The following is a 24,141-nucleotide window of genomic DNA, read 5'->3' as shown; positions in this document are numbered from 1 at the left end:
CTTCCCGTCTTAGTCTAGGACTTCGCCTGATTTTTTGTTGAAACGAACTTTTTTGCCGTCAACTTCTTTATAACCAACACGACCTGCTACACCGTTTTTGTCGAGCACTTGTACGTTAGAAACGTGAATTGGTGCTTCGATTTCAAGGATAGCGCCGTTTGGATTAACAGCGTCTGGTTTTTGGTGTTTCTTCATGATAGCAACACCTTCAACAATGACTTTGTTCATTTTTGGCAAAGCTTTGATAACTTTACCAGTTGTACCGCGGTCTTTACCTGCGATAACTTTTACAGTATCTCCAGTTTTTACAAACATTTGATATTCCTTTCTTACGCCCTCTGGGCACCCTACATGTAGGGGACTGTTTCTATCTGAGATAGAAGTGGATTTATAAATGCGGAATTAAATTCCTTTTGTTAATTTTGACGTGAATTAGAGAACAAGTCCTCCAACTCAAGAAACTCTCTAAATATTAGAGAACTTCAGGTGCCAAAGAAACAATCTTCATGTAACCAGCTTCGCGAAGTTCACGAGCTACTGGGCCAAAGATACGTGTTCCTTTAGGTGTTTTATCGTCACGGATAATAACTGCTGCGTTCTCATCAAATTTGATGTAAGATCCATCAGGACGTTTAGCACCAGATTTAGTACGAACGATAACAGCTTTAACAACTTCACCTTTTTTAACAGCTCCACCAGGGGCAGCTGATTTTACTGTAGCTACGATAACATCACCAATACCAGCGAATTTACGGCTTGAACCACCGAGTACACGGATAGTCAAGATTTCTTTGGCACCAGAGTTATCTGCAACTTTCAAACGGCTTTCTGTTTGAATCATGCTTTTTTCCTCCTAGTTAGCTTAGATAATTACAGCTTCTTCAACGATTTCGATCAAGCGGAAACGTTTGTCTTTTGAAAGTGGACGAGTTTCCATGATACGTACGATATCACCAGTTTTGGCAGTATTGTTTTCGTCATGAGCTTTGTATTTTTTAGAGTAGTTAATGCGTTTACCATAGACTGGGTGGTTACGTTTAGTTTCTACGACAACTGTGATAGTTTTATCCATTTTGTCTGAAACCACGCGGCCTTGATAAACTTTACGTTGATTACGTTCCATTTATGTATTTCTCCCGATCTATTTAGTCAATTCGCGTTGCACAGTTTTTACACGTGCAATTGTTTTCTTCACTTCGTCAAGTTTCGCTGTGTTTTCGAGACGACCAGCTGCAGCTTGGAAACGAAGTTCAAACAATTCTTTTTTCAATTCAGCTTCGCGTGTAGCCAATTCGTCGATTGACAAAGCGCGGAGATCCTTGAGAAGTGATTTTGTTTCGTTCAATTTCATTCTGCGTCACCTCGTTTTACAAATTTAGTCTTGACTGGAAGTTTGTGAGATGCAAGACGCAAAGCTTCGCGTGCTACTTCTTCACTTACACCAGCAATTTCAAACATGATTTTACCACGTTTAACTGGTGATACCCAACCTTCAGGAGCACCTTTCCCTGAACCCATACGTACACCAATAGCTTTGGCTGTATATGATTTATGAGGGAAGATTTTAATCCAAACTTGACCGTTACGTTTCATGTAACGAGTCATAGCAATACGGGCTGCTTCGATTTGACGGTTAGTGATCCAGTGAGAAGTAGTCGCTTGAAGACCAAATTCACCGAATGCGATTTCTTTACCGCCTTTAGCTTCGCCACGCATTTTACCGCGGAATTCACGACGGTGTTTTACACGTTTTGGTACTAACATGGATTAATTTTCTCCTTTCACAGATTTTTTAGTTGGGAGAACTTCACCACGGTAGATCCAAACTTTAACGCCGAGTTTACCATAAGTAGTGTCTGCTTCTTCCCAAGCATAGTCGATATCCGCACGCAATGTGTGAAGTGGAACTGTACCTTCAGAGTATCCTTCTGCACGGGCGATGTCCGCACCGTTCAAACGACCAGATACTTGAGTTTTGATACCTTTAGCTCCTGCACGCATAGCACGTTGGATAGCTTGTTTTTGAGCACGACGGAAAGCGATACGTGCTTCGAGTTGTCTAGCAATTCCTTCACCAACTAAGTGAGCATCCAAGTCAGGACGTTTGATCTCAACGATGTTGATGTGAACTTGTTTACCAGTGAGTTTGTTGAGGTCTGCACGGAGTGCATCAACGTTAGCACCAGATTTACCGATAACCATACCTGGTTTTGCAGTGTGCAAAGTTACGATAACTTTGTTTACAGCACGTTCTGTTTCGATAAGTGAAACTGAAGCATCAGCAAGTTTTGTTTGAACGAGTTGGCGAATAGCCAAATCTTCGTGAAGGTAATCCGCATATTCTTTCTCAGCATACCATTTGGCATCCCAGTCGCGAATAACGCCAACACGCATACCAATTGGATGAATTTTTTGACCCACGATTTTACCTCCTTATTCTTTCTCAGCCACTACTACTGTGATGTGGCTAGTACGTTTGTTGATTGGTGAAGCTGAACCTTTCGCACGTGGACGGAAACGTTTCATTGTTGGTCCTTCGTTGACGAAAGTTTCGCTAACTACCAAGTTAGCTTTTTCAAGACCAAAGTTGTTTTCTGCATTAGCGATAGCTGAGTTCATTACGTTAAGAACTTCTGCAGCACCTTTAGTCGGTGTGAATTTCAAGATTGCGATTGCATCCGCAACACGTTTACCACGAATCAAGTCTGTAACAAGACGAGTTTTACGAGGTGAAACGCGAACTGTTTTTGCAGTTGCTTTAGCTGAAGTAATTTCTGCCATTTTGTTCTCCTCCTATTAGCGTCTAGTTTTCTTGTCGTCAGCAGCGTGACCACGGTATGTACGAGTTGGTGCAAATTCACCTAATTTGTGTCCAACCATATCTTCTTGAACATAAACAGGAACGTGTTTGCGACCATCGTAAACAGCAATTGTAAGTCCTACAAAGTTAGGGTAGATTGTAGAACGGCGTGACCAAGTTTTGATCACAGATTTCTTTTCGGCATTTTCTTGAGCTTCGACTTTTTTCATCAAATGCTCGTCAGCGAAAGGCCCCTTCTTAAGACTACGACTCATATTTTTGAGTTCTCCTTTAAATTTGATACCACGCTGGCTACTAGGACCAGGTTGGCGGATGATTTATATAGACATCTTCTCGACATCTTACTAAAGTTGACAAGTTTTATCAATTTTAGCAAGACGCCGAGAAGGCATCTCAACCATAGTTTCACTAATGATTGCTTGCCCGATTTAAGATAAATCAAACAACCAATCATGCAGCGAAATTATTTATCGTTGATACGTTTAACAATAAGTTTGTTAGAACGTGCGTTTTTGTTACGAGTTTTGAGACCAAGAGCTGGTTTGCCCCATGGAGTCATTGGTGATTTACGACCAACAGGTTGTTTACCTTCACCACCACCGTGTGGGTGATCATTCGGGTTCATTACAGAACCACGAACTGTTGGACGGATACCACGCCAACGTGTACGTCCGGCTTTACCGTAGTTGATCAAGTTGTGTTGTTCGTTACCAACTGTACCAACTGTAGCACGACATGATGAAAGAATCATACGCATTTCGCCTGATTGAAGACGAACAAGTGTGTATTTACCTTCTGTACCAAGTACTTGTGCAGATGTACCAGCTGAACGTACGAGTTGTCCACCTTTACCAGGTTTCATCTCGATGTTGTGGATCAAAGTACCAACAGGGATGTTAGCAAGTGGCAATGCGTTACCAACTTTGATATCTGATTCAGGACCAGAAACAACTGTCATACCAACTTCAAGACCTTTAGGTGCAAGGATGTATGATTTGATACCATTTTCGTATACGATAAGCGCGATGTTCGCTGAACGGTTTGGATCGTATTCGATTGTAGCAACTTTAGCTTTTACGTCATCAGTTGTACGTTTGAAGTCGATCAAACGGTATTTACGTTTGTGTCCGCCACCGTGGTGACGTACTGTAATGCGGCCAAGGTTGTTACGACCAGCGTTTTTGCTAAGACTTACAAGCAAGCTCTTTTCAGGAGTACTTGTAGTGATTTCTGCAAAATCGCTACCAGTCATATTACGACGACCGTTTGTGGTAGGTTTGTAAACTTTAATTCCCACGATTTTCCTCCTTTATTATTCTGCGTCTTCGCCGAAGATGTCAATAGATTTTGAACCTTCAGTCAAAGTGATGATTGCTTTTTTGTAACCAGGTTTGAAACCTGTGTAACGACCAACGCGTTTAGCTTTAGGCTTAACGCTGATAGTGTTTACAGATGCAACTTGAACACCTTCAAATGCTGCTTCAACAGCTTGTTTGATAAGGAGTTTGTGTGCGCGAGCGTCTACTTCAAAAGTGTATTTCTTTTGATCCATTGCTTGCATAGAAGCTTCTGTAATAATTGGTTTACGGATTACGTCATAAAGAGACATTATGCAAGAACCTCCTCAATTTGAGACAGAGCTGCTTGAGTAGCAAGAACTTTGTCAGTGTTTACAAGATCAAGTACGCTTACTGAACCAGCAGTTGATACCTTAACGTTTTTAAGGTTACGAGCAGAGAGTTCTGCAAATTCGTTACCTTCGTTAGGAAGAACAACAAGCACTTTACGTTCGATTGAAAGAGCTTCAAGAACTTTAGCGAATTCGCTAGTTTTTGGTGCTGAGAAGTTCAATTCGTCAACAGCCAAGAGAGTGTTGTCGATAACTTTTTGTGAGTAAGCTGATTTAAGAGCTAACTGACGTACTTTTTGTGGAAGTTTGTAAGCATAGCTACGTGGGTTAGGTCCGAAGACAGTACCACCACCACGGAATTGTGGTGAGCGGATTGAACCTTGACGGGCACGTCCAGTTCCTTTTTGACGCCATGGTTTTTTACCGCCACCAGATACGAGTGAACGGTTTTTATGAGCGTGTGTACCTTGACGGAGGCTAGCGCGTTGTGAAAGAACGACATCAAACACTACAGTTTCGTTTGGTTCAATACCAAATACTGCATCGTTAAGTGTTACTTCACCAGCTTGTGTGCCGTCTTGTTTAAATAATGATACTTTTGCCATTATAATCTATCTCCTTTCCTTATTATTTAGATTTGATCGCTGATTTAATAACGATCAATGATTTTTTAGATCCAGGTACGTTACCTTTTACAAGGATAACATTTTGTTCTGGAAGTACTTGTGCAATAACAAGGTTTTGTACAGTAACTTTTTTGTTACCCATACGTCCAGCAAGGCGTTTACCTTTTGGAACTTTGTTAGCTGCAACAGGACCCATTGAACCAGGACGACGGTGGTAGCGTGAACCGTGAGCCATTGGCCCGCGTGATTGACCCCAACGTTTGATTGGTCCTTGGAAACCTTTACCTTTAGAAGTACCGGTAACATCAACGACATCTCCAGCTTCGAAAGTATCTACTTTAATTTCTGATCCAACTTCTAAGCCTTCGATTCCTTTGAATTCACGAATGAAGCGCTTAGGAGCTGTGTTAGCTTTAGCTACATGACCTTTGGCAGGTTTGTTAGACAAAACTTCACGTTTGTCATCGAAACCAACTTGAACAGCTTCATAACCGTCTGTATCGACAGTTTTTGTTTGAAGCACAACGTTCGGAGTTGCTTCGATCACAGTTACGGGGATTAATTCACCGTTGTCCGTGAAGATTTGAGTCATTCCCACTTTTTTCCCTAAGATTCCTTTTGACATGAGAATTACCTTTCTTATAATTTAATTTCGATGTTTACGCCACTTGGAAGATCAAGTTTCATCAATGAATCAACAGTTTTTTGTGTTGGTTCGATGATGTCGATCAAACGTTTGTGTGTACGCATTTCAAATTGTTCGCGAGAGTCTTTATATTTGTGAGTCGCGCGGATAACTGTGTAGACGCTACGGTCAGTTGGAAGTGGGATTGGACCACTTACTTCTGCGTTTGTACGTTTTGCAGTTTCTACAATTTTTTCAGCAGCAGCGTCAAGGATACGATGTTCGTATGCTTTGAGGCGGATACGGATTTTTTTAGTTGCCATTTTTTCTCCTTCGTCTATTTGTTAATAGGCTAGCTCAGCGAGAAAACCGACACTGAAGTATGGCAATACTTTCGGGTGTGTCGCAACCTCTCACTTCGTCGCTAATACTGTAATTTTTACAGCACCTAACTATTCTACCAAAGCGACTTTCTCTTGTCAAGGGTGTTCATACATTTTATTTTATTTATTTTTTCTATATAAACGAAACCCTGTAGAAACCTCTTTAAAGTCACACCCAATATTTGCCGACAGAATAATTCCCATGTTTTCAGAAATATTATATAATGTTAATAAATACATATTATTATAGGAGGAATTATGATTAAAGAATTTAAAGAATTTATTTTACGTGGGAACGTACTAGACTTAGCTGTTGGTGTAATCATCGGTGCTGCTTTCACTGCTATTGTTACATCTTTGGTTAATAACCTGATTAATCCACTTATTGGTCTCTTTGTGCAAGACGGTGCTCTATCACACATGAGTGTAAAACTTGCAGGCGCTACATTTACTTATGGTGCTTTCTTGAATGATGTTATTAACTTCTTGATTACTGCTTTTGTTATCTTCATTATCATCAAAACAATTAACAAGCTCTTCCCTAAAAAAGAAGTGGAGGAAGCTGTAGATCCTAATGAAGAACTAGATACATTACGTGAAATTCGAGATCTCTTGAAAGAAAAAGAACTTTCTAAATAATTTGAATTAAAAAAGCCATTAAATTAATGGCTTTTTTATATTTTAAAGTTTTTTTGGACAGCTCTTTGAAAACAAATTTTCAAAAATACAAAACGGAAAAAATTATCTGCCAGAACAGCGAGCCAGATCCCTTCTAAGCCAAAGGCAAAACTTTGACTCAAAAGATAGCCCAGTCCAACCCGTATGATAAGCATTCCTATAATCGTTGTGTACAAGGGAAGTTTAGCATTTCCTATTCCTTGAAAAGCTGCAGTGTAGGTCGTCGTTCCTGTAACAAAAAAGGTCGCTAAGAACGAGAAAAGAATAACCGTATTACTTGATGCAATAGCCAGCACATCAGAAGTAAAAAGGCCACTCAAAAATGAAGAAGCGAGAAAAAGTAACAAACCGATACTGAACATCATCCCGGTCGCCAGCCAGTAAGTTCTCTTGATATAGGAACGAATAGCTGGAAGATTTTCTTGTCCGAACTCTTGGGCAACCAAAATAACAGTAACAGTAGCTAAACCAAATGCAGGCATATAGTTAAACTGGGTAATACTTTCGCCAATTGCATTCCCTGCAAATACGCGATCGCCCAAAGAAATTATCAAAACCATGATTACCAAATCACCTAGGCGCATCGCCAAACGTTCACCAGCCGCCGGAAGCGTCAGTAAGATTAAGTCCTTGCTGATTTTTTCTTTCAAAAAGTACTTTGAGGGTTGTAGGTCCTTGGTATGTAGTTTGTGGTTCAAATAAATAAGCGACAAGGCGCGGGATAATGTTGTTCCTATGGCTGCCCCCATGACTCCCATATGGAAAATAAAAATCAAAACAGCGGAAAGAATAATATTCAAGACATTGGCAAAAAGACTCGCATACATCGGTGTACGACTATCTCCACTTGCTCTGATCACTGCACCAAAGCTTGTCATCAAGGCAAGTAGAATGACAGTGCCTCCCACTAACATCAAATACTTGGTACCTAAAGCAGCAACTTCTCCTTCGCCACCAAAAAAGCGGACTAAATTTTGAGAAAATAAGGCAGTGAAAATACCAATAAGTCCACCCAAAAAAATGGTCAATTTCACTCCCGCATTAATCATCTGCCTTGTCATTTTTCTAGCAAGAAAACTTGACAGTATCGTTCCTAAAGCAATAAAAACAGCCTGATAAACAGTAATAATATTATTAGCGAGCGAAACCCCTGCTACAGCTGAAAGACCAATACGAGTAACCAAAAACGTATCACTAATCCCCACTAACATTTGTAAAAAATTCTCAATGACTGCGGGAAGCGCAAATTTCAATATTTCTTTTGTTGATTTCATATTTAAAATAAATAAAGACGCACCTCAAAAGACACGCCCTTATTTTTTATCCTTCAACTTCTTCAATTTGGTGCAAGTCAAGTTCTACTGGAGTTTCGCGTCCAAACATATCAACCATAACTTTAATCTTGTCGTCGCCAAGAACTTCAGTGATCGGTGCTTCAAATCCTGAGAAAGCACCATCAATAATGCGTACACGTTTGCCAACAAAGATATCAAAGTCGATTTCGCGTACCACTTTGCCCATCCCGATTAGGATTTCTTGAATTTCTTCTTCAAAAAGTGGCGTTGGTTTAGAACGGTTACCATGTGAGCCAACGAAACCTGTAACGTTTGGAGTGTTACGAACAATAAACCAAGCTTCGTCTGTCATGTTCATTTCAACTAAAACATAACCAGGGAAAAGATTTTCTTCAACATCTTTCATCTTGCCGTTCACTTCTGAACGAACAGTTTCAGTTGGAATTTCTACACGAAGAATCTTGTCAGCCATGTTGTAAAGTTCTGCGCGTTCCAACAAATCTTCTTTAACTTTTTTTTCATAACCAGAGTAAGTTTGGATAACGAACCAACCTTGGTCAAAACTTGTCAATGTACTTTCGTCCATTTGAGCACCTCTTTATTATTTTTTTATATTCAAATTTATAAGTTCATAATATGAACGGATTGTATAAGAAAAAGGCTTTCGCCCCTTCTTTCTTTTATTATATCACTAATTGCGTACAAATGGAAGTAGGTGCTGTACAGCACTGGTGATACCGTTTTGTGTTACCCAGTCAAAAATCATCAAAAAGATGAGGAAGAAAACAGTATATTCAATAACCATGAAAAAATCAATGACAGACTGCTTACGCGTCGGCCACGTTGTTAACTTCATTTCCCTGACAACACTACCAATAAATTTGAACATCTGCTTTATCTCGTTTCCTTATGCAAAGTATGTTTGCCACATCGTGAACAAAACTTCTTGACTTCAATACGTTTTTCTTTTGCTGTACCTGACAGTTGGAGAGAATAATTTCTCGAGCCACAGACAGTACATGCCAATCCTGCTTTTTTTAACATGGTTTTATTTTAGCAGAACTAACGAAAAAATACAAATCTCTCTATCTTTTCGCCATACTCTCTAAAATTAAACGTGTGTAATTTATAGCACCTTGATCTTTAGGATGAATACCATCACTATAAAACCACGAATCTTGATGTTCAGAAAAACCATACCAGTCAATAATCGTTAGGTTAGAATACTTCTTAGCGATTTCTGTCAGTTGCTCATTGTTGCTTGCTTCCCAAGGACGTGGCATACGATTGTTAATCCAGTAAACGGGCTTATCACCAGCTTCTTTCATAATCTTTTCAACATAATTTGTATTCCCTACAGTGAGAGTTCCATTCGTCCCTAGCCCAATCAAAATAGCATCTGATTTTTGTACAGCCTCTTTGTTATCTGCTAGAATAGTTGCACCAGCATCAACTTGTTCCCCCACAACAGCTTGGATAGTCATTCGTGGGAAAGCTTCTTGCAAGTCTGTAGAGCCGGCAACCATCACGGAATCTCCAACTGCAAAAACCTGCATTTTACTTGCTTTTTCTATCACAACTGGATCCACACCGTATTTTTCAGCAACGCTTTTAAGAGGAGTGCTCACGCGCGCATTAGCGGCTTTGAGATTAGCCTCTTCTAGAGCCTTTTGCTGTTCCATAATTTTAGCTTCCAAAAGCTGCTGGTCATGTGGAGATTTCGGAGAAGTTAAAATGAAAATCAAAGAAATAAGTACCAATAGGGTAATGACAAGCACTCTTTTTGGAATGGCTCGCCATTTGTCTTTTTTAATCGCTTCTGCTTTCATTTTCATCCAAGACCATAGGCTACTATAATCATAAGCTACCAGTGGTCGTTCAATAAACCGATAAGAAAACTCAGACAAAACGAATATCAAGGCGAGTTGCCAAATAACATTGTACCAACGGGTTGGATTAACAACTTTTGCAGCAACTAGGGCAAAAACAGGTAACTGCCACAGATAAATGCCATAAGAACGAGAACCAATATAATCAAAAACTCTATTTGACAATATTTTATTGGCTTTTAATCCCGGATGTACTACCAAAGCGATCAAGAGCATAGACAATAAGCTGACAAACCAAAGACCTCCATAATAGGTAATGGGGCTTTGTGCCGGCATAAAGACATATAAGATTAAAGTAAGACCAAGTACACCTAATAATAGATTTCGGCCAAAAACTTGTCCTTTTTTATTCAACTTAGCTGGCATTTTATTTATTGGCCAGATGAAAGCCATGCTCGCTCCCATTAAAAGACTAAATACCCGTGTGTCTGTTCCATAATAAACGCGAGTTGGGTCTTGCCCAATCTTGTACTGAGCAATCATCAGTATCAAAGAAATAAGTGCCAAAAAATTAGTCAATAGAAAACTATGTTTCTTACTACGAATAACTTTAACTAAAAAGAGGAGCACAAGAGGCCACAAAATAAAGAATTGTCCTTCAATAGCCAAATAATAAATATGCTTAAACGGCGACTCACCTGCTGAATCAGCAAAATAAGAAGAGCCTTGCTGAATTTGCCACCAGTTTTGCACCATAAAAATACTTGAAAGGAAGTTGGATCTTAAACCCCTCATTTGGTTCGGCTGAAAGAAAAACAGATAAGGCGATACAATCAGAAAAATTGCCAGAAGCATTGGATAAATACGCTTTGCTCGCTTTTTCCAAAACTGAATCGGGCTTATTTTTTTCGTTTTGAGAAACTCTCTTAATAGTGAATCAGTGACTAAATAACCAGATAAAACAAAGAAAAGGACGACTCCAAGAAATCCTCCTTGAATTTTCTGAGGATAAAGATGATATAAAATGACAGCAAGAACCCCTAAGGTACGTAAGCCGTTAAAACCGGTAACGTAGCGTTTTTCTGCTTTCATCTCTGTCCTCCTTTAAATAATAGTATCTATTCTTTATCTTATTATATTTTAGTTAATTTTTTTATAAGAAAAAAAGCCGTGGTATGACTTTTTTCCTTCATATCTGCACATCCTCATTTTATCACTTTTTACGCCATTTTAGAACAATTTAACCACCGAAAAATCCAGTAATTTTATCCCAGATATTTTTGGTAGCATTTTTCGCATCATCCACTGTTTTCTGGAAGTCAAACCCGTCATTTGAGTTTGAAGATTCACTACTAGAAGATTCTGTTGTAGGCATATTTCCTGTGCTGTTTTGTGCACTTTGTTCTTGGTAGACAATGGCATCTTGTTGATCACGCATCGCGGTCCACGCTGGAGTAATTGGAGCAATATTGTGCATTGCATACGCATTTTCTGCAGTAAAGGCTGTTCCTGGTGTGTAAGGCAACAAGTAACTTGCTATATTGCGGAAAATGACAGATGGCTGTCCTTCGGATGAACCTTGCAATTGTTGTTGCTCATTAGTTTCACTTGGGAAGCCAATCCAAAGCGCAATGGCAATATCGGGCGTATAACCGATAACCCATTGGTCTGTTGTATTATTAGTCCCCGTTTTACCTGCCATAGCATAACTTGCAGGCGCAGCATTCCAAGCTGAACCATTAGTAAATGTCCCTAACATCATCGCATTCATTTTATCTGCAACTTCTTTTGTCATGACACGTTTTTGTGTAACTTTAGCGGTAGCAACGGTATCCCCAGCGGCATTTTCGATTTTAGTAATCAAGTGCGCACTGTTCATAACACCTTCATTGGCAAATGCTGCATATGCCTGAGCCATCTCCCACGGATTTGTTTCGACACCAGATCCAAGTACAGTAGATAAGTTCTTATCATTTGACTCCGTTAAGTTCAAACCAAATTCACGGCCAACATCATTCCCTTTTTCAGGGGTAATTTCTTTATAAGTATTGATAGCAGGGATATTATAGGAATTAGCCAGTGCCTGATACATTGGCACTGTTCCAAGATACTCACCACTGTAATTTTGTGGTTGCCAGTTTCCCTCATAAGTTGTCGGTTTATCCTCTAGAATTTTATCAATCGCCCAGCCCGCTTGCACAGCAGGAGTATAAGCAATTAAGGGCTTAATAACTGATCCTGTAGATCGTCTAGACTGAGTTGCGTAGTTGAAATCAAGGAAACTGTTATGGTCTTCAGCAGTAACATTACCGACTAAGGCTTCTACACCACCCGTTTTAGGATTAATAGCCACAGAACCTGATTGCGCATGTGTTCCATCCGCTGCTTGGGGGAAAAGTGCAGCATTATCATATGTTACTTGCATTCCCGCCTGTTTATTTTGGTCTAATGTGGTATAAATCTTATAGCCGTCATTCATAATATCTTGAAGACTAAGACCATATTTACGCTCTGCTTCAGCAATGACAGCGTTAAAGTAACTCGGGTATTTGTAGGCTTCAGATTGGGACACATAGGTGTCATTAACTTGTGAAGCAAGATTGACCGAGGCATAACTGTCAGCTTCTTCTTGTTTGAGGAAGCCTGCACTCACCATATTTTGTAAAACCGTATCTCGACGTGCGGTTGCATATTTCCCGTCTTGATAGAGCGGATTGTAAATCTCAGGACCTTTGAGCATCCCTGCAAGAGTGGCAGCTTCATCAACCGTTACCTGACTTGCCGATACGCCAAAATATTTTTTGCTGGCATCTTCAATGCCCCAGACCCCATTACCAAAATACGCATTGTTGAGGTACATAGCCAGAATTTCTTTCTTGCTATAGTGTTTATTAATTTCTAGAGCTAAGAAAAATTCTCTTGCCTTTCGGTCAATTGTTTGTTTCTGTGTGAGATAAGCATTTTTAGCCAACTGTTGAGTAATTGTGGAGCCACCACCGAATCGCCCTAAAGTAACAACTGCTAAAGTAAAGCGGCTGAGATTTACGCCATGATTTTTATAAAATGTACGATCTTCTGTGGCTACTACCGCATTTTTGATGTTGTCACTAATTTCATCAAATTTGACTGTTGTCCCTTTACTTCCATAGAGGAGACCTGCTTCATCTCCATTTTTATCCACAATTTGCGTTTGAGCATCAATGGATTTTTGCAAAATAGAAACATTTGCTGTTTTGGCCAAGTAGAACAGGTATGAACCTGTCGCCAAAATCATAACCAAAATAGCAATGATCGTAATTTTCGTTAAATTATATTTTTTCCAGAAGCGTCTTACTGGACGTAAAAATCGCCCTATTTTTGCTGTATAAGGCGCGAGCATTCTTAAATATTTTTTAATACCTTTAAGATCTTCAAGCGGAATTTCCGCTTCTTTTATTTCCTTCTCCTCTATATTACTTTCTTCTATATTTTGCTTATCCGTATTTTTTTTAGTCGACTTCTTGCCTTTGGCACGTCGACTAAAATTCTGATCTTTTTCTGACATGATTTTTTGAAAATCCTTTATTATATATTTTGCTTATTTTAACAAAAAAGTCTTTGTGTTACAATATTCTATATGGAATTTAGTTTAATTTTACCAAAAAATATTAAAATGCAAAGTGTTTCGCACTTGTTAGAGAAAACCTGGCTTATCCCACGTAAGCAAAGGCATTTTCTACGTATGAAAAAACATCTTTTTGTGAATGGTCAACTTGTAGACTGGGAAGAAGTTGTTGGACCGATGGATGAAATAACTCTTATTTTTGATCAAGAAGATTTTGAAGTTCTGACCCTTAAGTTTGGAAAGCCTGACCTTGCTGACATCTTATACGAAGATGAACATCTCATTATTGCTAATAAGCCTGAGGGTATGAAAACACACGGCAATACATCTGAGGAATTAGAGCTTCAAAATCATATTGCCGCATATCTCAACTCTCCTGTGTATGTTGTTCATCGCCTTGATAGAGAAACCTCCGGTGCTGTTCTCTTCGCAAAAAATCAATTTGTATTACCTATTTTAGGGCGAATGTTTGAGGAAAACAAAATTCATCGCTCTTATTTTGCCGTCATTCAGGGCTATTTTAACGAAAGAAGCTTAACTCTTAATAAAAATATTGGAAGAGATAGACACAACCGTAAAAAATATGTAACCACAAAGTCTGGTAAAAAAGCCATCACGCACGTGGAGACTTTGGAAAAGAGCAAAGTCTCCTCCTTAGTCAAATGCTCACTTGATACCGGTCGTACGCATCAAATCCGGGTACATCTCTCCAGTGAAAACCATCCAATTATCGGTGATCCACTTTATAATCCCCATTCCAAAAGTGAGCGCATGATGCTTCATGCTGGAGCCATAAGCTTTATTCATCCCTTATCGGGTAAATTATTAGATATTTCTGCACCAAGTAACACCTTTATTTATGATAAAAAAAGCCCACATTAATCTGTGGACTTCAGGAGTTTTATGAAAAGATTTTTTAGGAAGGTCTTTATTATAGTGAATGCTTCTTAAAATAAACTTAAGTCCTATTTGATTGTTTCTTTTAAAGATACTAAGTTTTCTTCCATAATTGTCAGGTAACTTTCGCCTGCTTTTTTTTGCTCATCTGTTAAGCCTTCAACTGGGTTAATCACCAATAATTTTGCCCCAGCTTCTTTTGCTAAAGTTTCTGCAAGCTTGCTGCTTGAGTTATCTTCAAAATAAACCGTATTAAGATTTGCCTTTTGCATTTCTTCTTTCAATTTAATTAAAGTGGAACTTGAAGGTTCTGCTTCAGGATCTAGACCCGTAATAGCTATAGTTGTCAATCCATAATCACGTCCAAGATATCCAAAAGCCTCATGTTGAGTAATAAAAGTTTTGTTTTTTGCAGACTTTAACTGGTCAAAATCGTGGTCAATTTTTTTCAATTTAGCCATGTATTCTTTGGCATTTTTAGTAAAGTCTTCCTTGTATTCAGGGAATTTTTTTGAGAGTTCTTCTGCAATATAATTAACTTCTAAAAGAGCAGATTTGGGACTGACCCACGTATGAGGATCATCTCCTATCTTTTCAACTGGAGTACTGGCTTCTATTTTTACACCTTTATTTTTAACTGAAGGTGCCCACTTTTCAAGATTTTTTGAATTATAGACAATCGCATCTGCATTAGTGAGTGTCGTCATATCTTTAGCACTTGGCTCAAAATCATGAGCTTCTTGATTAGAAGGAACAATATTAATAATATCGACTTTATCCCCTACAACAGCTTTAGTAAACTCGTACATTGGTTCAAAAGTTGTCACAATTTGCGGTTTGTTACTGGCTGTTTTTTGACAAGCTGTCAAAAGAAGCAACATGGGAATAAGCAATAAAAGAGTATATTTTTTCATAAAGCTAGTATAATACAAACCGGAAATAATGTCAACCGGTTAAGTAAATTAGTTTTTTTATTTTAGTCGCCTTATCTTATACGCTGAGCCAACTTCAGTGTTAGTTGAGACTTTAAGCGATCTCGTTGTAATAGCCGCTGTTTCCTAGCATTTACTGCTCCTTGCAAATAGTATTGGAGAAGCAAACTAAACATCAACGAGAGTACGAGAGTATAAAGCAACACCCCAGCTTTAATTCTTACTCCTCTATAAATTGGTAGTAAAATATGTGCTCACCTCCTTGCTTAAAAACGAGGACTATCTTTATTTGCTTTTCATTCTGAACAATTTCTGCCTTTTTTAAATCATGTACCAGGGGTTGATAGCCACGACCATCTGCATTTGTTTTTCGAAAATCTCCTTGTGCAGAAAGCCCAAATCGCAGAGGAGTTCTTTTGTTTACATAGAGATAATTATTCTCTACTTTTTCTAAACGTGCTCCTTCAAGTTCATTTCTCATTAAGGTACAGAACAATTGCCAATCTTGAGTATAATCTATTCTCGATTTTTTTATTTCCTCATGAAAGAGCTTGGTCATTCCTAAAAAGAGTAAGAAACTTCCAGATAAAACAAATAGAGCAACTAATGCCTCCAATAGTGTGAAGCTCAATAGTTTACTTCTTCTCAAGAGTAACCAATACCTTTCCAGACTCTTTAATAATGATACGCGTAGAGCTTTCTTCAATAAAGACGTCTACTCCATTTATCTTCAACCGCTCAGCTCCTATATCTACAGCCATTTGTGCTACATTCAAAGCCTCTATTTCTCTATTTTCCAATTGTGTTTGCTTCCTGACTTGGATAACCTGATTTAAAACAAGGGTTACTAAAAAGATTATTAGTCCCATTGCTATTAAACTCTCCAGCAAGATATAAGATTTAAGAAATTTTTTTCTTGTACTTCCCACTTCCAATCTGCAGCTGATAGGAAATCGTTTTTTTCTGATAAGGAAGATAAATCGTAATTTTTTGTAAACTCGAATTTCCCGCATTTTGATCAAAAGTAATGGAAAAATCATTTATTTCGACCCCCTCTGGAACCTTTAGCTCTTCATCTTGGTTGGATAAGGTTCCCTTTATTGATTTTAATGTTTGGTTTTGACTTTTTAAACCTGCTATATACTGCGTATCCTTGTAGAGTCTTTCAAACTGCAATACAAAAATTTCGGCACGTACAATATGAATACTTTGTTTAACCGATCCAGTAAAGAGCAATAAAACAAAGGAGCATATCAAAAGAACTAACAAACTTTCTAATAATGTAAAGGATTTAATTCGGGACATGACGCTTGGCATTTGGATTTTTAGCATAGTAATCATTGTAACTGTCCGCTTGCTTTTGGGTAATCAAACCGTCAGAAACAAGCTTTCCTAAGCTCGGTCCATCTTGTTTATCCAATTGATAGAGCTCAGCTTGGCTTTCTACAACCTTGACAACTGCAGATTGACCTGTATTTTGAATATTTTTCTTTTCTTTGGCCAAATTTGGAATAAACAGTAAAAGTAGAACACTGATAATGAGCAAAACTACCAGCATTTCAATCAAAGTAAAAGATTTAAGAACTTTCTTTTTCATTATTTTTTCTCCTTATCTTTTGTCACATGGCTACACCTATATTGTTATATATTGGGAGTAGCATTGCAGCGTATATTAAAACAATAAGCAAAGCAACAACTAAAAAAACCATAGGCTGGATAAACTGCATCGCTCTTTCAATTTTTTCGAAAAACCTTAACCAACTTTCTTCAGAAAAAATCATTAATTCTTTTCCAAGCTTTGACTTTAGTTCTCCATATTCAATGATTAGTGCAAGCTCTTTTGTAAATATCGGATGAAAACGAAGCACTTCTTCAAACTTCTGACCACTATCTAAAGCCTGAATCAGCTCTAAACCAAATTCTCTAAAAATGCGACTCCTTTGTTCCTGCATAATGAGACAAATTTGGCGTAAATCTACTGCTTGGGCAATTAAATTTCCCCACTCTCTCGAGAAATAAGCGGTCAAGTAAAGTTTAACGAAACCTCCTAAAAAAGGGATTTTTATCATAAATTTTGCATTTGCCAGAGCATCTCTCTTCTTAAAATAAAATCGAAAGCTGGCGAAGAAAAGGACCAAACCTAACACACTAAATAAAAAAAGATAAGGTAAATTTTGAATGATATACACAGGCATACTTGAGTTGTTTTCTAACTGTGGTAATAAATAATTTTTTAAACCTAACATGATGAAAGTTAAGAAGACCAATAGAATTAAAGGATAGGTTGAAACTTGGAATAATTTTTTTCTAATTTCTAAAACTCGAGATAACTTTTTTTCTATTAGTCCTAATGTGAGTTCGATATTTCCATGTGTTTCTGCCAAAGACAACTGTGTCACAATATCTTTGGATACTTTGAGGTCATCTAAGATACTCGAAAGACTCTCTCCTCTTAGTAAACCCTCGCGCATCTTAGAAACAAAATATATTTCCACCAAACCCGAATGTTCAAGAAAATCAATGGTTTCACCTATATGAAAACCGCTCGAAAATAGATTATTCATCAGCTGAATAAGTTTGATCTGTTTAGTTAGACTCAATTTTTTCGTACGAAGCTGTAGCAGCTGAGATATATCCATCTGTAAAAAGTTGGTTAATTTGTTTATTCCAGTTTTCTGGCTGCCAGCTTTCGAATTCTTTTTTTGCATAAACCAATAGTCCTTTTCCTGCAATCAAGCGTTGGTAAGCCACCAGCTGAAGACTTGATTGTAATTCCCAATCTGTTAAGCCTAGTTCTTTCAGGCGAGCAACTACACCGGGGATTGACTTTGCATGTACAGTAGAAAAAACGGTATAACCTGTTAAACTCGCACGTAAAACGGCCTTAGCCGTCTGCTTATCTCTTATTTCTCCAACAATCAGCAAATCGGGGCGATGACGCAAAGAGAGCTTAATCAAGGCATCATAATCATTTCCAATCACCTTGTTCACTTGAAGCTGTAAAAAATGGGGTTCCACTAGCTCCACTGGATCTTCAATACAAATCACCTGTTGCTCTTGAAAATGGCGCCGAGCACATTCATACATTAAACTGGTTTTCCCTGAACCAACGGGTCCAGAAAAAAGATAGAGTCCCCTTCCTTCTATAAGATTATTATAGATATCCTTTTGCCAAAAGCTCAACTTATCTTTCCCATTATGGAGAAGACGGATAACCAGACTTTCATTTCCTTCGAAATCACCAACAGTGGAAAGGCGCAAACGCTGCTCGACTCCCGCAAGCGGGTAAGAACAAGAACCAAGCTGTGTTCGTCTCGTTTCGCCAAGATTCATCCCCGAGATAAATTTTAGATGTGCAATCAAGGATTGCCCTTGTTCTAGAGGGAGGGTTTGCTCAAATTTCCTCTCACTTGCGGTACGGAAATAAAGTCGGTAACTTCCTAAGATAGCAATCAGATAAATATCATGAATACTTTTTTCTACTGCTTTTTGCAAAAGATCCCTTGCCAATTTTTGAATCATTTCTCCTCCAATCATTTTGATTTATATTCAATAGTACGTAAAAATTAGCATCATGTCACAATTTTTTGCAATAAAAAAACCTGCCCAAAGGACAGGTTCAAAATTTTCAATTAGAATTTTTTACGTTTACGAGCAGCTTCTGATTTGCGTTTAGCTTTTACAGAAGGTTTTTCGTAGTGTTCACGTTTGCGAAGCTCTTGAAGAGTTCCAGCTTTTGTTACTGAACGTTTGAAACGGCGGAGTGCGTCGTCAAGCGATTCATTTTTACGAACGATAGTTTTTGACATTGATTTCACCCCATTTCAGTTTCGTATTTGCCCCAAAGAGCACTCCTAACATTCTACCAAATTCAGAAGTCCTTGTCAACCTTAGCTTATAAATAAAAAAAACAGGATAAACCTGTTCTTTTATTTTATTGTACAGAGTAGTTTGGTGCTTCTTTTGTAATTTGTACATCATGAGGGTGAGATTCTTTTAAGCCAGCTCCTGACATTTCGATAAATTGCGCAGATTCATGCAAAGCAAGAATATCTGCTGCACCAGTGTAGCCCATTCCTGATTTCAAACCACCAACCATTTGGAAAACAATATCTGTAGCTGTTCCTTTGTAAGCAACACGACCTTCAATACCTTCGGGAACCAGTTTATTCGCTTCATTGACAGAACCTTGGAAGTAACGATCACTTGAACCTTTCTTCATAGCTGCCAATGAACCCATACCACGGTAAGTCTTGAATTTACGACCTTGGAAGATTTCAAATTCGCCTGGTGATTCATCGGTACCTGCCAACATAGAACCGAGCATTACTGCATCACCACCTGCTGCCAAGGCTTTTACGATATCTCCAGAATACTTAATCCCGCCATCTGCGATGATTGTTTTACCGTATTCACGCGCAACTGCTGCTGCATCATAGATTGCGGTAATTTGTGGTACACCAACACCTGCCACAACACGAGTTGTACAGATTGAGCCTGGGCCAATACCAACTTTAACAACGTCCACACCAGCTTCAAAGAGTGCGCGTGCACCTTCTCCAGTGGCAATATTTCCGGCAATCAATGTACGATCTGGGAAATGTTCACGGATTTCTCGAATTTTACGCAACACACCAGCTGAGTGACCATGTGCTGTATCAATAACAATGGCATCTGCTCCTGCTGCAAAAAGTGCTTCTGCACGTTCAAAAGTATCAGAGGTTACTCCAACAGCTGCTGCTACGAGAAGACGGCCTTGACTGTCTTTTGCAGCATTTGGAAATTCAATCACACGTTCAATATCTTTAATAGTAATTAAACCTGCAAGTTTACCACTTTCATCAACTAAAGGTAATTTTTCGATTTTGTGTTTTTGTAAAGCTTCTTCTGCTTCACGCAAAGAAGTTCCTACTGGAGCTGTAATCAAATTTTCTGATGTCATGACATTTTTAATTTTTTGATTATAGTTTGAAACAAAACGTAAGTCTCGGTTTGTCAAAATTCCGACAAGTTTACGATTTTCCAATGTTTCAACGATAGGCACACCAGAAATACGATAAGTAGCCATCAAGTTTTCAGCTTCTTCGATTTTGTGGTCAGGTGTTAAGAAGAATGGGTCTGTGATAACTCCAGATTCTGAACGTTTTACTTTATGTACTTCTTCAGCTTGATCAGCAATGCTCATGTTTTTGTGAACAACACCAAGACCACCTTGACGAGCCATTGAGATCGCCATCTTACTATCTGTTACGGTGTCCATGGCCGCAGAAATAATCGGAATATTCAATGTCAAGTTCTTCGCTAATTTGGTGCTCATGTTTACCTCGTTTGGTAACACGTGTGACTCCGCTGGAATAAGTAGCACATCATCGAAAGTGTAACCTTTCTTCAAAAACTTTGTTTCCCAATTTGACATTAAAATCATCCTCCAAATATATATTTTTACTATTCTATCACTATCTTTTAGGTATTTCAATGATTTTTTATCAATTTTGAAAATAATTTTGTAAATTACTTTTATTGACTTAGCCTTTTTGTTAAAATAAAAGATGTTAAAAAATAAAGTAACAATTATAGCAATGAGGAAAAAATGATTAATATTAAAAAAACGGCTATTTTTACGGGCTTATGCTTCTTAGCCCTCGCTGCGCATGCGACAAGCGCAGATACTGCGGAAGTACCTGTAGACAATCATCCAATGGGCTACTATGCGGAAGTACAAACGGATGAGAATCCAATGGCCGCTCCCGTTGACGCTCAAGGAAACTTAGCACCTATCGATGAAGATGGGAAAGCTGTTACTGAGGAGGAAAGTAGCACACCTCAAGTTTCCAGCAGAGCCCGTCGTTCAGTAGCCGATGTAAATGAAGCTGAGGCCAGCACTCCAAGTTTAAGAAACGCACCTTCCGATCTTGTATCAAATGATACGAGTCTACCTCGTAAAGATGCTGTGGACATCGCTTCTTGGCAGGATTGGATGACCCAGAGTGACTTCAATCAGCTTAAAGCTCAAGGTGTTAAAACAGTCATTATCAAATTGACTGAAAGCACAACTTATATCAATCCTTTCGCGAAGACACATATTCAAATGGCACAAAGAGCTGGGCTTAAAGTGGCCGTTTATCACTTTTCACATTTCTCAGAATCGGGTAAAACCGCACAAGCTACAGTAAATAGTACTGCTCGTGCAGAAGCAAACTTCTTTGCCACTGTTGCTAAACAATTTGGCCTACCTACAAGTACCGTTATGGTAAACGATGCGGAGTATGTACCAAAAAACAGTGTTGGAAGCATGCCTTATTGGGACTGGACAGCTGCTTCACAAAACTTTGCTGATCAACTTAAAAAACAAGGATTTGCAACAACTCGTCACTACACTTCAAAATCATGGGCAGTTGATGGTACAGGTCAAATGGAGCCAAGCAAACTTGGAGCAAAGAACTTCTGGATTGCCCAGTATCTTTATGGAAAACCTAGTGCTTCCAATCTCCAAAATACACAATTTGGTTCATGGCAATATACAAGCCAAATGTATTTCACAAACTTTAGTAAACGCAGTCCTTTAGATGTAAGTATTGATTATAAGAATATCTTTAGTCCCGTTAATCCTCCGGCTCCAAGTGGTTATACTAATATTTATCGCCTGTATAACAAACGTAACATGGAACATCTTTATACCAAAGATGCTTATGAAAAAGATCGTCTGCCTCAAATATCTAAAGACTGGAAATATGAAGGTATTGCTTGGAAAGCTCCTAAGAGTTCAAGCGTTCCTGTCTACCGTGTCTACGACCCACGTTCAGGTGAACATCTCTACACCAGAGATGCCTATGAGATGAGTATCCTCACATCGAAGCATGGTTGGAGAAAAGAAGGAATTGCCTTCTATTCAGACAGTAGCTCAGCAACTCCAGCTTATCGTCTCTACAATCCTGCAGCAGGTGTTGGCTCACACTTCATAACAATGGATGGCTATGAGAAAAATGTACTTGTTTCTCGCGGTTGGAAATATGAAGGTGTTGCTTGGTATGGGAAGAAGTGAAAAAATATAAAAAAGATATCAATTATGATATCTTTTTTATATATTTTTAATGGATTCTTGATATTATAGCATTCCAAGTCGCTTTACGTTCATTTTTATTAAGTACAATGATGGTTGTAAGGATTCCACTAACTATCGAAAATACTAAAACCGCGCCTGATAAATTAAGCCAATTATTTATTTTTAAAAACATATTAATTACTTTTCCTATTCCAAGATTCAAAGCTAATGTTAGTAAAGCGTATCCAATTAAAGGGTAAAAGGTAGTCCACTTTAAACCTAAATACTTGGCTGAGTAAGGGATTACAAATATTAAGTATCTTAAAATACTGATTATTGAGCTAATTGCCACTATAGCATATGCTCCTAAATCTGTTGTTTCCAGGATAATGAATGTAATAACAACACTGGCAATACCACTATAAATTACACTTAAAGCATCTGGCTTATTTTTATTAACCACCGCAAAAATTTGCCACAGGGGTTGACTCCCATTAATAACAGCCAAATTTACCATTGTAAGAAATGAAAGGACTTGAAGTTGTAAAGCATCTTGTCCAGGGAGCCACAATTTGAAAAATGGTTCACCAAATGCAATAAAACCTGTTAAAGGAAGCCCAATAACGATTAGAGTGACCTTACTTGCTTTATATATTTCTTTAATCATCTCCTCAACCTTACCTTGGGAGTAAAGAATTGTTAATTGAGGGGTAAAAGTTGTTGAAACAGTATTTTGTAATCCTCCAATAATAGCAGGAACTATTTTTGCTAAAGAAACGATACCCATCATTTCTCCACTAATGAATAGATTTGTAAGTAGTAAGTCCAAACCGTTTGAAAGAACAAAACCAAGTTGATTAATAGAGTTCCAGATGCCACTTGAAACTAAATCTTTTAGTGCTCCAAGTTTAATGAACTTTTTATTTAATTTTAAAAAAGGGAGCTCTTTTTTCATTCCAAATAAAAACCAAACTTGTAGCACAAGTGTAGCCATAATCGCAGACACTCCCACATACCAGACTTTAGGAGGGAGGAAAGCAAACATGACTACAATAACAAAGGCTCGTACAATATATGATATCATATTACCAATTGAACGCATATACACTTTATTAGTAACAAAAAATGATATATCCCAATTTGGTGTTGCCATTGATACAAAATAATTTAAAAATACCATTAGAAAGAGTAATTTCACTTGGATGACTAATTCTGGTGATATCTGTATAATACTATCTAAGAAATAAATCCCAAACAAAACTGGGACTAATAGAAGCAATATCAAAGCATTATTCCCAATAAAAGTAGACGTGTAATATTCTCGCATCTTATCTATTTTTTTCTCATGGTAAGCTATTGTCATAAATCTGGAAGACATGGAATTCATTGCTGACATAATAATGGCAATATAAGACACAAAATTTGTAGCTAATTGCACAAAACCATTTGCTTCTACTCCTAATTCACGAACGATAAAAGGAGATAGCAAAAAATTAATTAAAGCATTTGCTATAAAAACCATTAACGTCGCGAAGAGATTTATCATCATTTGCCTATTAGCTGACATTTCACTCATTTGCATTTTTACTCTCTATTCTTTGGTTATTTCTACCCTCTAAGCTTATTCTACAAACCTCAATTTGATAAACTCAAAATAAAATTTTGTCGATATCGATATCTATAAGGAAACGTGTTTCTTCACTTGATTAGAATTATCGTCCACAATCATAAATTGTAAATTATAATATTTATTGGTAAGTTTAAATCTGATAACTTCAT

General features: G+C 38.0%; 32 protein-coding genes. 3 read left to right on the top strand and 29 right to left on the bottom strand.

Annotated elements, in window-relative coordinates; genetic code table 11:
- Nucleotides 1-9: 9 nt before the first annotated feature.
- From rplX to rpsJ, 13 genes are all read right to left on the bottom strand, one after another.
- Entirely contained in the window at nt 10-315 is a 306-nt protein-coding gene (gene rplX / locus I6G50_RS09715) for a 50S ribosomal protein L24 (RefSeq protein WP_003133750.1), read from the bottom strand.
- Nucleotides 316-472: 157 nt separating this feature from the next.
- Nucleotides 473-841 (bottom strand): 50S ribosomal protein L14, encoded by a 369-nt coding sequence (gene rplN / locus I6G50_RS09710; protein WP_003133749.1) that lies wholly within the window; start codon nt 839-841, stop codon nt 473-475.
- Nucleotides 842-862: 21 nt separating this feature from the next.
- A complete protein-coding gene (gene rpsQ / locus I6G50_RS09705) occupies nt 863-1,123 on the bottom strand; it encodes a 30S ribosomal protein S17 (protein ID WP_003133748.1) in 261 nt (86 codons plus the stop codon).
- Between the two features lie 18 nt (nt 1,124-1,141).
- Entirely contained in the window at nt 1,142-1,351 is a 210-nt protein-coding gene (gene rpmC, locus I6G50_RS09700) for a 50S ribosomal protein L29 (protein WP_003133747.1), read from the bottom strand.
- Entirely contained in the window at nt 1,348-1,764 is a 417-nt protein-coding gene (gene rplP / locus I6G50_RS09695) for a 50S ribosomal protein L16 (protein WP_003133745.1), read from the bottom strand. The genes rpmC and rplP overlap by 4 nt, the downstream gene beginning before the upstream one ends.
- 3 nt (nt 1,765-1,767) lie before the next feature.
- Nucleotides 1,768-2,421 carry a 30S ribosomal protein S3 gene (rpsC, locus tag I6G50_RS09690; RefSeq protein WP_003134516.1) on the bottom strand — a complete coding sequence of 218 codons (654 nt, stop codon included), beginning with the start codon at nt 2,419-2,421 and terminating at the stop codon, nt 1,768-1,770.
- Between the two features lie 12 nt (nt 2,422-2,433).
- Nucleotides 2,434-2,781, bottom strand: a complete 348-nt coding sequence (rplV, locus tag I6G50_RS09685; protein ID WP_003134517.1) for a 50S ribosomal protein L22 — start codon at nt 2,779-2,781, stop codon at nt 2,434-2,436.
- Nucleotides 2,782-2,796: 15 nt separating this feature from the next.
- Nucleotides 2,797-3,075 carry a 30S ribosomal protein S19 gene (rpsS, locus tag I6G50_RS09680; protein WP_003133742.1) on the bottom strand — a complete coding sequence of 93 codons (279 nt, stop codon included), beginning with the start codon at nt 3,073-3,075 and terminating at the stop codon, nt 2,797-2,799.
- A 209-nt stretch (nt 3,076-3,284) separates the two neighbouring features.
- Nucleotides 3,285-4,118, bottom strand: a complete 834-nt coding sequence (gene rplB, locus I6G50_RS09675) for a 50S ribosomal protein L2 (protein WP_003134518.1) — start codon at nt 4,116-4,118, stop codon at nt 3,285-3,287.
- A gap of 15 nt (nt 4,119-4,133) precedes the next feature.
- Nucleotides 4,134-4,430 carry a 50S ribosomal protein L23 gene (locus I6G50_RS09670; protein ID WP_003134519.1) on the bottom strand — a complete coding sequence of 99 codons (297 nt, stop codon included), beginning with the start codon at nt 4,428-4,430 and terminating at the stop codon, nt 4,134-4,136.
- Nucleotides 4,430-5,056, bottom strand: coding sequence for a 50S ribosomal protein L4 (rplD, locus tag I6G50_RS09665; protein ID WP_003134520.1), 627 nt, complete (start codon nt 5,054-5,056; stop codon nt 4,430-4,432). The genes I6G50_RS09670 and rplD overlap by 1 nt, the downstream gene beginning before the upstream one ends.
- Before the next feature lie 22 nt (nt 5,057-5,078).
- On the bottom strand, nt 5,079-5,702 hold the full coding sequence (gene rplC / locus I6G50_RS09660) for a 50S ribosomal protein L3 (protein ID WP_003133737.1): 624 nt from the start codon (nt 5,700-5,702) through the stop codon (nt 5,079-5,081).
- A gap of 14 nt (nt 5,703-5,716) precedes the next feature.
- Nucleotides 5,717-6,025, bottom strand: coding sequence for a 30S ribosomal protein S10 (rpsJ, locus tag I6G50_RS09655; RefSeq protein WP_003129973.1), 309 nt, complete (start codon nt 6,023-6,025; stop codon nt 5,717-5,719).
- Between the two features lie 318 nt (nt 6,026-6,343).
- Between rpsJ and mscL the strand changes: the two genes are divergently transcribed.
- Nucleotides 6,344-6,724, top strand: a complete 381-nt coding sequence (gene mscL, locus I6G50_RS09650) for a large-conductance mechanosensitive channel protein MscL (RefSeq protein WP_003134522.1) — start codon at nt 6,344-6,346, stop codon at nt 6,722-6,724.
- Between the two features lie 35 nt (nt 6,725-6,759).
- Here mscL and I6G50_RS09645 read toward each other — a convergent pair whose 3' ends face one another.
- The 6 genes from I6G50_RS09645 to I6G50_RS09620 form a co-directional block, all read right to left on the bottom strand.
- Nucleotides 6,760-8,037: an MATE family efflux transporter gene (locus tag I6G50_RS09645; RefSeq protein WP_197908702.1), complete on the bottom strand. Its 1,278-nt coding sequence runs from the start codon at nt 8,035-8,037 to the stop codon at nt 6,760-6,762.
- 46 nt (nt 8,038-8,083) lie between these two features.
- On the bottom strand, nt 8,084-8,629 hold the full coding sequence (gene nusG, locus I6G50_RS09640; protein ID WP_042753031.1) for a transcription termination/antitermination protein NusG: 546 nt from the start codon (nt 8,627-8,629) through the stop codon (nt 8,084-8,086).
- Between the two features lie 120 nt (nt 8,630-8,749).
- Nucleotides 8,750-8,947 carry a preprotein translocase subunit SecE gene (secE, locus tag I6G50_RS09635; protein WP_042753016.1) on the bottom strand — a complete coding sequence of 66 codons (198 nt, stop codon included), beginning with the start codon at nt 8,945-8,947 and terminating at the stop codon, nt 8,750-8,752.
- A 5-nt stretch (nt 8,948-8,952) separates the two neighbouring features.
- Nucleotides 8,953-9,102, bottom strand: a complete 150-nt coding sequence (rpmG, locus tag I6G50_RS09630; RefSeq protein WP_003134525.1) for a 50S ribosomal protein L33 — start codon at nt 9,100-9,102, stop codon at nt 8,953-8,955.
- Nucleotides 9,103-9,143: 41 nt separating this feature from the next.
- The gene (locus tag I6G50_RS09625; protein WP_197908701.1) at nt 9,144-10,979 is read right to left on the bottom strand and encodes an acyltransferase family protein; all 1,836 of its coding nucleotides are present in this window, start codon (nt 10,977-10,979) and stop codon (nt 9,144-9,146) included.
- 148 nt (nt 10,980-11,127) lie between these two features.
- Nucleotides 11,128-13,431: a PBP1A family penicillin-binding protein gene (locus I6G50_RS09620; RefSeq protein WP_197908700.1), complete on the bottom strand. Its 2,304-nt coding sequence runs from the start codon at nt 13,429-13,431 to the stop codon at nt 11,128-11,130.
- A 72-nt stretch (nt 13,432-13,503) separates the two neighbouring features.
- Here I6G50_RS09620 and I6G50_RS09615 point away from each other — a divergent pair, with 72 nt between their 5' ends.
- Nucleotides 13,504-14,373, top strand: a complete 870-nt coding sequence (locus I6G50_RS09615) for an RluA family pseudouridine synthase (RefSeq protein ID WP_197908699.1) — start codon at nt 13,504-13,506, stop codon at nt 14,371-14,373.
- 83 nt (nt 14,374-14,456) lie between these two features.
- On the opposite strand, the gene I6G50_RS09610 is transcribed toward I6G50_RS09615, so the two are convergent.
- The 9 genes from I6G50_RS09610 to guaB form a co-directional block, all read right to left on the bottom strand.
- Nucleotides 14,457-15,302, bottom strand: coding sequence for a metal ABC transporter solute-binding protein, Zn/Mn family (locus tag I6G50_RS09610; protein ID WP_197908698.1), 846 nt, complete (start codon nt 15,300-15,302; stop codon nt 14,457-14,459).
- 238 nt (nt 15,303-15,540) lie between these two features.
- Entirely contained in the window at nt 15,541-15,951 is a 411-nt protein-coding gene (gene comGF / locus I6G50_RS09605; RefSeq protein ID WP_232252357.1) for a competence type IV pilus minor pilin ComGF, read from the bottom strand.
- A gap of 4 nt (nt 15,952-15,955) precedes the next feature.
- Nucleotides 15,956-16,189 carry a competence type IV pilus minor pilin ComGE gene (gene comGE / locus I6G50_RS09600; RefSeq protein ID WP_003134534.1) on the bottom strand — a complete coding sequence of 78 codons (234 nt, stop codon included), beginning with the start codon at nt 16,187-16,189 and terminating at the stop codon, nt 15,956-15,958.
- A gap of 31 nt (nt 16,190-16,220) precedes the next feature.
- The gene (comGD, locus tag I6G50_RS09595) at nt 16,221-16,637 is read right to left on the bottom strand and encodes a competence type IV pilus minor pilin ComGD (protein WP_042753018.1); all 417 of its coding nucleotides are present in this window, start codon (nt 16,635-16,637) and stop codon (nt 16,221-16,223) included.
- Entirely contained in the window at nt 16,612-16,917 is a 306-nt protein-coding gene (gene comGC / locus I6G50_RS09590) for a competence type IV pilus major pilin ComGC (RefSeq protein ID WP_197908697.1), read from the bottom strand. Before comGC ends, comGD begins: the two co-directional genes overlap by 26 nt.
- 22 nt (nt 16,918-16,939) lie before the next feature.
- Nucleotides 16,940-17,959: a competence type IV pilus assembly protein ComGB gene (gene comGB, locus I6G50_RS09585; RefSeq protein ID WP_269668697.1), complete on the bottom strand. Its 1,020-nt coding sequence runs from the start codon at nt 17,957-17,959 to the stop codon at nt 16,940-16,942.
- On the bottom strand, nt 17,907-18,842 hold the full coding sequence (comGA, locus tag I6G50_RS09580) for a competence type IV pilus ATPase ComGA (RefSeq protein ID WP_197908696.1): 936 nt from the start codon (nt 18,840-18,842) through the stop codon (nt 17,907-17,909). Before comGA ends, comGB begins: the two co-directional genes overlap by 53 nt.
- A 110-nt stretch (nt 18,843-18,952) precedes the next feature.
- On the bottom strand, nt 18,953-19,129 hold the full coding sequence (gene rpsU / locus I6G50_RS09575; protein WP_003134539.1) for a 30S ribosomal protein S21: 177 nt from the start codon (nt 19,127-19,129) through the stop codon (nt 18,953-18,955).
- 125 nt (nt 19,130-19,254) lie between these two features.
- Nucleotides 19,255-20,736 carry an IMP dehydrogenase gene (gene guaB, locus I6G50_RS09570; protein ID WP_003134540.1) on the bottom strand — a complete coding sequence of 494 codons (1,482 nt, stop codon included), beginning with the start codon at nt 20,734-20,736 and terminating at the stop codon, nt 19,255-19,257.
- Between the two features lie 174 nt (nt 20,737-20,910).
- Between guaB and I6G50_RS09565 the strand changes: the two genes are divergently transcribed.
- Entirely contained in the window at nt 20,911-22,362 is a 1,452-nt protein-coding gene (locus I6G50_RS09565) for a GH25 family lysozyme (RefSeq protein WP_003134541.1), read from the top strand.
- Between the two features lie 46 nt (nt 22,363-22,408).
- Here the strand turns inward: I6G50_RS09565 and I6G50_RS09560 are convergent, their stop codons facing one another.
- On the bottom strand, nt 22,409-23,944 hold the full coding sequence (locus I6G50_RS09560; RefSeq protein ID WP_197908695.1) for a lipopolysaccharide biosynthesis protein: 1,536 nt from the start codon (nt 23,942-23,944) through the stop codon (nt 22,409-22,411).
- Nucleotides 23,945-24,141: the final 197 nt, after the last annotated feature.

Origin of the sequence: Lactococcus garvieae, from assembly GCF_016027715.1 — a bacterium.
Taxonomy (GTDB): domain Bacteria; phylum Bacillota; class Bacilli; order Lactobacillales; family Streptococcaceae; genus Lactococcus; species Lactococcus garvieae_A.
Note: the sequence above shows the minus strand (reverse complement) of the source record. Positions and strands in the feature narration are given on the sequence as shown.

What these genes read in the sequence shown, in the direction of transcription:
- rplX (WP_003133750.1), bottom strand. Translation starts at nt 315, where the DNA reads ATGTTTGTAAAAACTGGAGATACTGTAAAAGTTATCGCAGGTAAAGAC.
- rplN (WP_003133749.1), bottom strand. Translation starts at nt 841, where the DNA reads ATGATTCAAACAGAAAGCCGTTTGAAAGTTGCAGATAACTCTGGTGCC.
- rpsQ (WP_003133748.1), bottom strand. Translation starts at nt 1,123, where the DNA reads ATGGAACGTAATCAACGTAAAGTTTATCAAGGCCGCGTGGTTTCAGAC.
- rpmC (WP_003133747.1), bottom strand. Translation starts at nt 1,351, where the DNA reads ATGAAATTGAACGAAACAAAATCACTTCTCAAGGATCTCCGCGCTTTG.
- rplP (WP_003133745.1), bottom strand. Translation starts at nt 1,764, where the DNA reads ATGTTAGTACCAAAACGTGTAAAACACCGTCGTGAATTCCGCGGTAAA.
- rplV (WP_003134517.1), bottom strand. Translation starts at nt 2,781, where the DNA reads ATGGCAGAAATTACTTCAGCTAAAGCAACTGCAAAAACAGTTCGCGTT.
- rpsS (WP_003133742.1), bottom strand. Translation starts at nt 3,075, where the DNA reads ATGAGTCGTAGTCTTAAGAAGGGGCCTTTCGCTGACGAGCATTTGATG.
- I6G50_RS09670 (WP_003134519.1), bottom strand. Translation starts at nt 4,430, where the DNA reads ATGTCTCTTTATGACGTAATCCGTAAACCAATTATTACAGAAGCTTCT.
- rplD (WP_003134520.1), bottom strand. Translation starts at nt 5,056, where the DNA reads ATGGCAAAAGTATCATTATTTAAACAAGACGGCACACAAGCTGGTGAA.
- rplC (WP_003133737.1), bottom strand. Translation starts at nt 5,702, where the DNA reads ATGTCAAAAGGAATCTTAGGGAAAAAAGTGGGAATGACTCAAATCTTC.
- rpsJ (WP_003129973.1), bottom strand. Translation starts at nt 6,025, where the DNA reads ATGGCAACTAAAAAAATCCGTATCCGCCTCAAAGCATACGAACATCGT.
- mscL (WP_003134522.1), top strand. Translation starts at nt 6,344, where the DNA reads ATGATTAAAGAATTTAAAGAATTTATTTTACGTGGGAACGTACTAGAC.
- I6G50_RS09645 (WP_197908702.1), bottom strand. Translation starts at nt 8,037, where the DNA reads ATGAAATCAACAAAAGAAATATTGAAATTTGCGCTTCCCGCAGTCATT.
- secE (WP_042753016.1), bottom strand. Translation starts at nt 8,947, where the DNA reads ATGTTCAAATTTATTGGTAGTGTTGTCAGGGAAATGAAGTTAACAACG.
- rpmG (WP_003134525.1), bottom strand. Translation starts at nt 9,102, where the DNA reads ATGTTAAAAAAAGCAGGATTGGCATGTACTGTCTGTGGCTCGAGAAAT.
- I6G50_RS09625 (WP_197908701.1), bottom strand. Translation starts at nt 10,979, where the DNA reads ATGAAAGCAGAAAAACGCTACGTTACCGGTTTTAACGGCTTACGTACC.
- I6G50_RS09620 (WP_197908700.1), bottom strand. Translation starts at nt 13,431, where the DNA reads ATGTCAGAAAAAGATCAGAATTTTAGTCGACGTGCCAAAGGCAAGAAG.
- I6G50_RS09615 (WP_197908699.1), top strand. Translation starts at nt 13,504, where the DNA reads ATGGAATTTAGTTTAATTTTACCAAAAAATATTAAAATGCAAAGTGTT.
- I6G50_RS09610 (WP_197908698.1), bottom strand. Translation starts at nt 15,302, where the DNA reads ATGAAAAAATATACTCTTTTATTGCTTATTCCCATGTTGCTTCTTTTG.
- comGE (WP_003134534.1), bottom strand. Translation starts at nt 16,189, where the DNA reads ATGGGACTAATAATCTTTTTAGTAACCCTTGTTTTAAATCAGGTTATC.
- comGD (WP_042753018.1), bottom strand. Translation starts at nt 16,637, where the DNA reads ATGCCAAGCGTCATGTCCCGAATTAAATCCTTTACATTATTAGAAAGT.
- comGC (WP_197908697.1), bottom strand. Translation starts at nt 16,917, where the DNA reads ATGAAAAAGAAAGTTCTTAAATCTTTTACTTTGATTGAAATGCTGGTA.
- comGB (WP_269668697.1), bottom strand. Translation starts at nt 17,959, where the DNA reads ATGGATATATCTCAGCTGCTACAGCTTCGTACGAAAAAATTGAGTCTA.
- comGA (WP_197908696.1), bottom strand. Translation starts at nt 18,842, where the DNA reads ATGATTCAAAAATTGGCAAGGGATCTTTTGCAAAAAGCAGTAGAAAAA.
- rpsU (WP_003134539.1), bottom strand. Translation starts at nt 19,129, where the DNA reads ATGTCAAAAACTATCGTTCGTAAAAATGAATCGCTTGACGACGCACTC.
- guaB (WP_003134540.1), bottom strand. Translation starts at nt 20,736, where the DNA reads ATGTCAAATTGGGAAACAAAGTTTTTGAAGAAAGGTTACACTTTCGAT.
- I6G50_RS09565 (WP_003134541.1), top strand. Translation starts at nt 20,911, where the DNA reads ATGATTAATATTAAAAAAACGGCTATTTTTACGGGCTTATGCTTCTTA.
- I6G50_RS09560 (WP_197908695.1), bottom strand. Translation starts at nt 23,944, where the DNA reads ATGCAAATGAGTGAAATGTCAGCTAATAGGCAAATGATGATAAATCTC.